The following is an 8,082-nucleotide window of genomic DNA, read 5'->3' as shown; positions in this document are numbered from 1 at the left end:
GTGGGCACCTTGAGGCCTCCGGCGGGCGCTCTACAGCGAGGGGGCGACCCGCGCGACCTGCTGTCTGGCGGCGGCCCGCGACTGGTCGGCTTCCTTCACGCTGTTGCCTGCGTCGCGCTGCTTGGTTGCGGTGTTGCTTGTGGTCACCGGGTTCTGGGTCCCTCGCCGCGTCGTCGCCGTAGACGGAACCAGCCCGGTCCGGTGGTGTCCAGCCGCATCGCTGCTGCTGTGGTCCGGCTCCGTCCGGCTGGACACCACCGGCCCGGCCAGGTTGGCAGAGCCCGCCGACGCGGCGAGGGACCCAGAACCAACACCCCGCATGGTCCGGTCGGACCCCCCCACCGCGCCACCGGTCAGGCTGGCCCGGCGCTCCGCGCAGCTCTAAGTGCGCCGCCGAGGCGTATCGCGCGTCCCGTACTTCCAGCCGGTCATGCATACCTCAAGCTGATCGTCGTCCAGTGGCTCTGGCGCGAGTGCGAAAGTCTCCCCGGCGGCCCGTGCGCGCAGTCCGTCGAGCATCACCGCCAGGTGGCGGCGCCAGACCTCTGGGTCGGCCGGGGCGGTGAAGTCGACTACGCCGACTGCTGAGATCAGCAGGACGCCGACGTCTGTTGCGGCCACATCTGGGCGTAGGTCGCCCTCGATCTTGGCGCGGTCGATCATCTCGTAGAGGGCCGGCTCCACCGTTTCGCGGACGACCTCCTCCTTGTCCAGTCCGCACTCTTCGAGGTACTTCTGGCGGGAGAGCATCAGGTCGCGGAGGGCCTTGTCGCGGCCCTGGGATTCCAGCATTGCCGTCATGAAGTGGACCAGGCCGTCCCAGGCGCGGGGGAGGGCCATGGATTCGGCGACGATGCGTTCGATGGAGTGGAGCATGTCGGCGAACAGGGCGTCGATCAGGGCGTCGCGGTTGGGGAAGCGGCGGTAGACGGTGCCGACGCCCAGGCCCGCTTCGTGTGCCACCTCGTCGAGTGATGCGTCGAGGCCGCGGTGGGCGAAGACCGCCTTCGCGGTGTCCAGGATGAGCTGCCGGTTACGTTCTGCGTCCCTGCGTAGCGGACGGCTCGCGGGCGGGCTCGGCACCGTTGTGGGTGTCGCCACCTCGGTCTTCGCGTTCGTCACGGCTCGCTCCTGCCAATGGCGGCGCCTCCCGGACGGAGGGCCAGGTGAATCTTAGACGCAGTTAAATGGAACACCTCTCTCCATGTGGAGGCAAGTCCTCCACATTGCTGCTACAGTCGATGCGGTAAGTGGAATAGGCACCTCCGGATGCAGGGGACGAGAACCATGGCAGATGTCACGACGGCGGGAGCGGGTGCGCAGACAGCCGACGCCCCGCCTTCCGCCTCCACCGACCCGCACCACGCCAGGCGCTGGTTCATTCTGGGGATCATCGGTCTGGCGCAGCTGATGATCGTGCTCGACGTGACCATCGTGAACATCGCGCTGCCGGATGCGCAGAAGGCGCTGGGCTTCTCGAACGGTGACCGGCAGTGGATCGTCACCGCCTACTCCCTGGCCTTCGGCAGTCTGCTGCTGCTGTTCGGCCGCGTGTCCGACGTCATCGGTCGGCGCGCCATGTTCCTGATCGGCCTGATCGGCTTCGCCGCGGCCTCCGCGCTGGGCGGTGCCGCCCCGAACTTCGAGATCCTGGTCCTGGCGCGGGCGCTGCAGGGTGTCGCGGGCGCCATGCTCGCCCCGGCCGCGCTGTCGCTGCTGTCCACGACCTTCACCGAGGCCAAGGAGCGCGCCACCGCGTTCGCCGTGTTCGGCGGTATCGCCGGTTCCGGCGCCGCGATCGGCATGCTGCTCGGCGGTGTGCTGACCGAGTTCCTGAACTGGCGCTGGACGCTGTTCGTCAACGTCGGCATCAGCGTGATCGCGATCGCCGGCGCCGCCGTCCTGATCCCGCGGCACGAGCGCAGCGCCGATCGGCCCTCGCTCGACATCCCCGGCACGGTCCTGGTCTCGGCCGGCCTGTTTGGCATCGTCTACGGCTTCGCCAACGCCGAGTCCCACCCGTGGAGCGCCCCGGGCACGTGGGGCTTCCTGGCCGCCGGCGTGGTGCTGCTGATCGGATTCACCTTCTGGCAGACCCGCAGCAAGAACCCGCTGCTCCCGCTGCGCGTCATCCTGGAGCGCAACCGCGGTGGCTCCTACCTGGCGATGTTCCTGACCGGCATCGGCATGTTCGGCGTCTTCCTGTTCCTGAACTACTACCTGCAGGAGATCCTGAAGTACTCCCCGGTGATGACCGGCGTCGCCTTCCTGCCGATGGTCGCCGCCCTGATGATCACCGCGACGATCAGCACCACCCAGCTCTACCCGCGGATCGGCGCGAAGATCCTGGTCTTCGTCGGCATGCTGCTGGCCGGCGGCGGGATGGTCTGGCTCACCGGCATCAGCCTGAACTCCAGCTACGTCTCGAACATCCTCGGCCCGATCGTGGTCGTCGGCATCGGCATGGGCGCCATCTTCGCCCCGGCGATGAACGCCGCGACCTCCGGCGTGGAGGCCCACGACGCGGGCGTCGCCTCGGCGATGGTGAACACCGCGCAGCAGATCGGCGGCTCGATCGGTACCGCGCTGCTCAACTCGCTGGCCGCCACCGCGCTGACCAACTACCTGGTCGGCAAGAACGCCGGGAGCCCGGTGGTGCAGGCGAACGCGGCGATCCACAGCTACGTGGTCGCGTTCTGGTGGGCCGCGGCGATCTTCGGCGTCGGCGCCTTCATCTGCGGCCTGATCCTGAAGGCGGGCAAGCCCGACCCGGCGGACCCGGACGCGGCTCCGGCGATCCACGCCTAGTGGTTCGGAACGCGTAGCAGTACGCGAACGAAAGGCGCGGTCAGGCGGTTTTCACCGCCTGACCGCGTCTTTTGCTGGTGGTGCTTAGCCGACGACCTTCGGGCCGAGGGTGTTAAGCGCCTTCTGGACCAGCGCCTGGGCGTTGTTGCTCAGGTTGGAGTTCGTGCCGTTCACGACCCACGACGAGCCGGAGAAGATCACCACGGTCACGCCGTTGTCCACGCCGCCGGTGGTGCCGCTGCTCGGGATGCCGAGCAGCGAGGCCGCCTTCACGGACGCCTCGCCCAGTTCGCGCGAGTCGTTGGACGAGGTGGTCTGGGAGTTCCCGGTCTGGGTGTCACCGAAGATCGCGCCGATGACCTTGCTCTTGTAGAAGACCAGCGCGAACTGCCGGCCCGAGATGCCGTGCTCCTTGTAGAAGAAGTGCGGGCACGGGGTCTTCTTGTCCCAGCAGTCGTCGCCCAGCACGAAGTACGGCACGTGGTGCGCGCCGAGCTGCTTGCCGTTGCTGTCCTGGAACGTCGTCTGGCCCTGGTGGTCGGGGTCCGGGTCCGGGTCGCTGCCGTCGTCGTCGATGGCCATGCTCGACGAGTAGGCGTAGACGCCGGTCGCGACCTGGTACACGTTCACGTTCATGGCCCGCGTCATCGTGTTGATGTGGGGCTTGGTGTTGACCTTGGTCGAGCTGGTCGAGTGGCTCTTGACACCGGCCAGGACCTGGGCGGCCGTGTACGTGGTGCCCGCGGCGACGGGCTGCGCCGAGACGGTGTGGGTGGTCGCGGCGGCGTGGGGGACCGCGGCGTGCGCGTTCGCGACGGCGAACTGGGTGGCGAGCGCGAGAGCTCCGGCGGATGCCAGGACTATGCGCATTCGGGTCGACGACATGGGGTGGTGGCCCTCCTCTTCTCGTCAGTAAAGTTTCCTAACGAGAATCGAAGCACCAGTGCGCCCGGTTGCGCAATCATCCACCACTTGATCATCTTTAATTTACTTTTATTTGGTGCGGGCGGGAATTTCGCGATCTTGCTGGGGAATTGATCTTCGACGCGTGATGGCGCATCCGGAGAACTTCGGCGACCTGCCACCGGCGACGCTGAACCCGGACGACATCGCCGCCACCGCGTGGGAGATGTACTCGGCTCGGGATCGGGCCGAGGAGGTTCTCAGTGTTCTGAGTTGAGCTTGCGGCGGAAGCCGGCCACGTAGCGGCGCTGCCACGGCGTCTCCACGGCGTGCCGGTCATAGTGTTCTCGCACGTAGGCCACGGCCGATTCCGGCGGCACACCATCGAGCACCGCGATACACGCCAGCGCGGTCCCGGTGCGTCCGCGTCCGCCGGCGCACGCGACCTCGACGCGTTCGGTCTCGCAGCGTTGCCAGGCTTCTAGAAATCCCTCGCGCGCTGCCGACCGGTCTGCCGGGAGACGGAAGTCGGGCCAGCGGATCCACCGGCTTTCCCAAGCGACTTCTGGCGGCGTTTTGCCCAGCAGATACAAGGCGAAGTCCGGCTCCGGGCCTTCGGGTATCGGGCGGCTCAGGCCGCGTCCGCGGAGCAGTCGGCCGGAGGGCAGGCGGAGCACGCCGTCCGCCGCCGGATCCCAGTGTTCTGCCATAGCGCGATGCTACGAGAACTCATCGCCGGTCGTGCGCACGTCGAGCACGGTGCGTAGCAAGCCTCTGCCGTCGAGTACTCGATACGGTAGGTCACTGGTGATGTACGGAGCGCCACCCGGTCGCCGTGGTCAGCCCGCGGACGGTGTCGCGCCGCATCCGGTGTGCCGGTGCTCACAAGTGAGCGTCAGTCCTCGAATAATGAGGAGGCTTCACGTATAGTGGATTCTTTGTGCGCCGTCGAGGGCTCTCGGCGGCCGATGCACGGGGAGGTGTGGCGGCCCTGAAAGCGCTGAAGAAGCCGGAACGCCACGCGGCCCGGCAGGCCTGGAGGCTGCCCGGCAGCGATCTGGAGCGGATGTTCACGCTGGTGCGCGAGGTCGGCCAGGTGGAGCTGAAGTTCACCGTGGCCGAGGAGTCCCATGACGCGGTGCGCGCGCTGCTCGGCGTCGGAGTCGAGCGTGTACGGAACGTGTACTACCTCGACACGCCGGACCTGACGTTGCGCCGGCACGGGGTGCTGGCGCGCGTGCGCGGCGGGGAGCGTCCCAACGACTCGGTGGTCAAGCTGCGGCCGATAGATCCCGACCGGGTCCCGACCGCCATGCGCCGGTGCGAGGACTTCAGCGTCGAGGTGGACGTGACCCCCGACAGCTTCGTCTGCTCCGGGGCGCTCAAGCAGCGCCTGGGCCGAACTTCCGTCGAGCGCGCCGTGGAGGGTCGCAGCCGGCTGCGGACGCTGTTCTCCGATGACCAGATCGCGCTGATGGACAGCCGGTTGTCCGGCCGCGTCACCATCGACGAGCTGGATGCGTTGGGCCCGGTCGAGGTGCACCGCACCCGGCCGCGCGACGGCGAACCGGGTGACGGTCTGGAGCTTCAGGAGTGGATGTATCCGGACGACTCGCGGCTGCTGGAGGTGTCGACCCGGTGCACGTCGACGGATCTGCTGCAGACCGCGCTGGATGCGAAGGCGTTGCTGGACCTGCACCGGATCACGCAGTCGGGCCCGTGTCCGACCAAGGCCGACACGACGTTGGACTACTTCACGCGGCAGTGAGGCGCCTAACGCGGTGCCGGCACCGGCACCGGCACCGCGATCGCCGGCGTCACCGGTTCGCCTTCGGCAGCGCCAGCGTGGCCAGCGTCGTGGCCGCCAGCAGCGCCACCGCGATCAGCAGGCTGAGGTGCATCCCGGTCACGAAACCGCCGTGCTGCGCGACCAGCGCGCCGAACCCGGCCACCGCGAGCGCCCCGCCGGTCTGCCGGAACGAGTTGAGCACGCCGCCGGCCAGGCCGGCCCGCTCCGGCGCGATCCCGCCGAGCATCATCGCGGTCAGCGAGGGCACCGCGAAACCGAGGCCGCCGGCCAGCGGCAGCAGCAACAGCGCCAGGGCGGTGGCGCTCGTGTGGACGTTCACCACCAGCAGCATCAGCAGTCCGACCGCGCAGGCGAGCTGCCCGACGAGGACCGGCATGCGCGCGCCCCAGCGGCCGGCGGCCCTGGCGGAGAGCAGGTTGGTGACCGTGCACAGGACGGCGGTAGGCACGAAGACCAGCCCGGCGCCGACCGCGGAGCGTCCCAGGATGTCCTGCGCGAACAGGCCGAAGACGAAGATCAGGCCTTGGTACGCGGCGTTGATGACGAAGCCGACCGCCAGGCAGACCGCGACGACCCGGTCGCGCAGCAGCCCCAGCGGCAGCATCGGCTCCCTCGTCCGGCGCTCGACCGCCACGAACGCGCTCATGGACACCAGCGCCACCAGCAGACTCCCCCAGGACTGCGGCCGGCCGAACCCGGAGGCGCCGCCGGAAATGACGCCGTAGGTCAGCGCGGCCAGGCCCAGGATCGCGGTGATCTGGCCCGGCAGGTCGAGCGGGGCCGGACGCCGCACGGAGCGCTCGGTGCGGCGCATCGCGGCCAGGATCACCAGACCCACCGGCAGGTTCAGGAAGAAGATCGAGCGCCAGCTCACCGAGCTGGTGAGAGCCCCGCCGAGGATCGGGCCGACCGCGGTGGCGGCGGCGCCGGCCATCGTCCACCGCGCGATGGCGGCGGCGCGGGCCCTCGCGTCCGGGAACGCCTGGCGCACCAGCGCCAGCGAGGACGGCAGCATCAGCGCCGCGGCGCTGCCCTGCACGAGGCGGGCGACGATCAGGAAGCCGAGGTTCGGGGCCAGACCGCAGGCCACGGAGGCCAGGGTGAAGGCCGCGGCGCCGCCCGCGTACAGGCGGCTGGCGCCGAGCCGGTCGGAGAAGGCGCCGGCGGACAGCAGGAGCGCGGCGAACATCAGCGTGTAGGCGTCGACGATCCACTGGAGTCCGGCCGTGGAGCCGCCGAGGCCGCGGCCGACGGCCGGCAGGCCGACGTTCACGGCGGAGGTGTCGACGGCGATCATGACGAAGCCGAGGAGCGCGGCGAAGAGGGTGAGATTCGGTGAGGTGGTGCGGGGTGTGGCGTTGTTCGTGTGGCTCCGATCGTGCGTTCGGTCTGTGTCCTGCGCGCGCTGCGCACGCTGCACGTCCTGCGTGTTGCCGACGGTAGGCATTGGTGGCCCCTCCCTCGCGGCCGGCCGGTCTGACCGCCGCGGACCCACCGTCGCAGGACCGGTGCGAGGCAGGCAGACCGCGCTGTTCCAGGCTGTGACAGCGGGGGGTGCGACAGGGCCCCTCTCGCGCCTTCCATTCGTGCGGCGGCGTTCGGCACACTCGGGATCATGACCGAGCAGCCTCCCGAACTCGGCAGATTCCTGCGCGCCCGAAGGGCCGGCGTCGCCCCGTCCGACCTCGGCCTGCCGCTCGGCGCGGGCACCCGCCGCACCCCGGGCCTGCGCCGCGAGGAGTTGGCGGCGCTGGCAGGCGTCAGCATCGACTACTACATCCGCCTGGAGCGCGGCAAGGAGACCCGGCCGAGCCCGGCCGTCGTCGACGCGCTGGGCCGGGCCTTGCGCCTGGACGCCGAGGAACTCGCGTTCCTGCGCGAGCTGGCGGCCCAAGCCGCACGCGGTGGCGCCCGCTCCCGTCCGGCGGCGTCGACCTCGCGCACGGTCCGCCCGACCCTGCGGCGCCTGCTCGAAACCGTGCGCCCCTGCCCGGCCTACGTCCTGAGCCGCACGAACGACATGCTGGCGGCGAATCCGAGCGGCCTGGCCCTGACCCCCGGCATGATCGACTACCCCGAGAAGCAGCGCAACACCATCCGCTACACCTTCCTGCACCCCCAGGCCCGCTCCCTCTGGCCGGACTGGGAGGTCAAGGCCCGAAGCTGCGTCGCGCACCTGCGCGCCGTCGCCGGCAGCGACCCCGACGACCCCGAACTGGCCGCCATCGTCGGCGAACTCGCGGTCAAGAGCCCGGAGTTCAGCCGCATGTGGGAGCGCTACGACGTCCGCCGCGTCGGCAACGGCCAGAAGACCTTCCTGCACCCCACGGTCGGCACGATGACGCTGAGCCACGAGGTGATGGAGATCAACCGCATGGAAGGCGGCCGCATCGTGGTCTACAGCGCCGAACCGGGTACCGCCGACTACGACGCGATGGTGCTGCTGGACATGGAGGGCGCCGGCCTGCTTGAGGGCACCGGCGGCGCGAGGGGTCTGAACGCCGACGCCGAGCAGGACGCTGACGTCGAGCACGGCCGGAGCCTGTGACGGCCGGACGGTT

8 protein-coding genes are annotated in these 8,082 nt (G+C 69.7%); 4 read left to right on the top strand and 4 right to left on the bottom strand.

What is annotated here, in order from left to right; translation table 11 throughout:
* Positions 1-381: 381 nt before the first annotated feature.
* Positions 382-1,122, bottom strand: a complete 741-nt coding sequence (locus tag ABH935_RS42495; RefSeq protein ID WP_370383666.1) for a TetR/AcrR family transcriptional regulator — start codon at positions 1,120-1,122, stop codon at positions 382-384.
* Positions 1,123-1,287: 165 nt separating this feature from the next.
* Here ABH935_RS42495 and ABH935_RS42490 point away from each other — a divergent pair, with 165 nt between their 5' ends.
* Positions 1,288-2,808, top strand: a complete 1,521-nt coding sequence (locus ABH935_RS42490; RefSeq protein ID WP_370383665.1) for an MFS transporter — start codon at positions 1,288-1,290, stop codon at positions 2,806-2,808.
* A gap of 84 nt (positions 2,809-2,892) precedes the next feature.
* Here the strand turns inward: ABH935_RS42490 and ABH935_RS42485 are convergent, their stop codons facing one another.
* Positions 2,893-3,693 (bottom strand): glycoside hydrolase family 75 protein, encoded by an 801-nt coding sequence (locus ABH935_RS42485; RefSeq protein WP_370383664.1) that lies wholly within the window; start codon positions 3,691-3,693, stop codon positions 2,893-2,895.
* Positions 3,694-3,856: 163 nt separating this feature from the next.
* On the opposite strand from ABH935_RS42485, the gene ABH935_RS42480 reads away from it, so the two are divergent.
* Positions 3,857-3,988 (top strand): hypothetical protein, encoded by a 132-nt coding sequence (locus ABH935_RS42480; protein ID WP_370383663.1) that lies wholly within the window; start codon positions 3,857-3,859, stop codon positions 3,986-3,988.
* Here the strand turns inward: ABH935_RS42480 and ABH935_RS42475 are convergent.
* The gene (locus ABH935_RS42475; protein ID WP_370383662.1) at positions 3,972-4,421 is read right to left on the bottom strand and encodes a protein phosphatase; all 450 of its coding nucleotides are present in this window, start codon (positions 4,419-4,421) and stop codon (positions 3,972-3,974) included. The genes ABH935_RS42480 and ABH935_RS42475 overlap by 17 nt on opposite strands.
* Positions 4,422-4,693: 272 nt before the next feature.
* Between ABH935_RS42475 and ABH935_RS42470 the strand changes: the two genes are divergently transcribed.
* Positions 4,694-5,479: an adenylate cyclase gene (locus ABH935_RS42470; RefSeq protein WP_370383661.1), complete on the top strand. Its 786-nt coding sequence runs from the start codon at positions 4,694-4,696 to the stop codon at positions 5,477-5,479.
* A 49-nt stretch (positions 5,480-5,528) separates the two neighbouring features.
* Here ABH935_RS42470 and ABH935_RS42465 read toward each other — a convergent pair whose 3' ends face one another.
* Entirely contained in the window at positions 5,529-6,968 is a 1,440-nt protein-coding gene (locus ABH935_RS42465) for an MFS transporter (RefSeq protein ID WP_370383660.1), read from the bottom strand.
* 168 nt (positions 6,969-7,136) lie between these two features.
* Between ABH935_RS42465 and ABH935_RS42460 the strand changes: the two genes are divergently transcribed.
* Positions 7,137-8,069: a helix-turn-helix transcriptional regulator gene (locus ABH935_RS42460; protein WP_370383659.1), complete on the top strand. Its 933-nt coding sequence runs from the start codon at positions 7,137-7,139 to the stop codon at positions 8,067-8,069.
* Positions 8,070-8,082: the final 13 nt, after the last annotated feature.

Source organism: Catenulispora sp. GAS73, from assembly GCF_041262085.1.
GTDB lineage: Bacteria > Actinomycetota > Actinomycetes > Streptomycetales > Catenulisporaceae > Catenulispora.
Note: the sequence above shows the minus strand (reverse complement) of the source record. Positions and strands in the feature narration are given on the sequence as shown.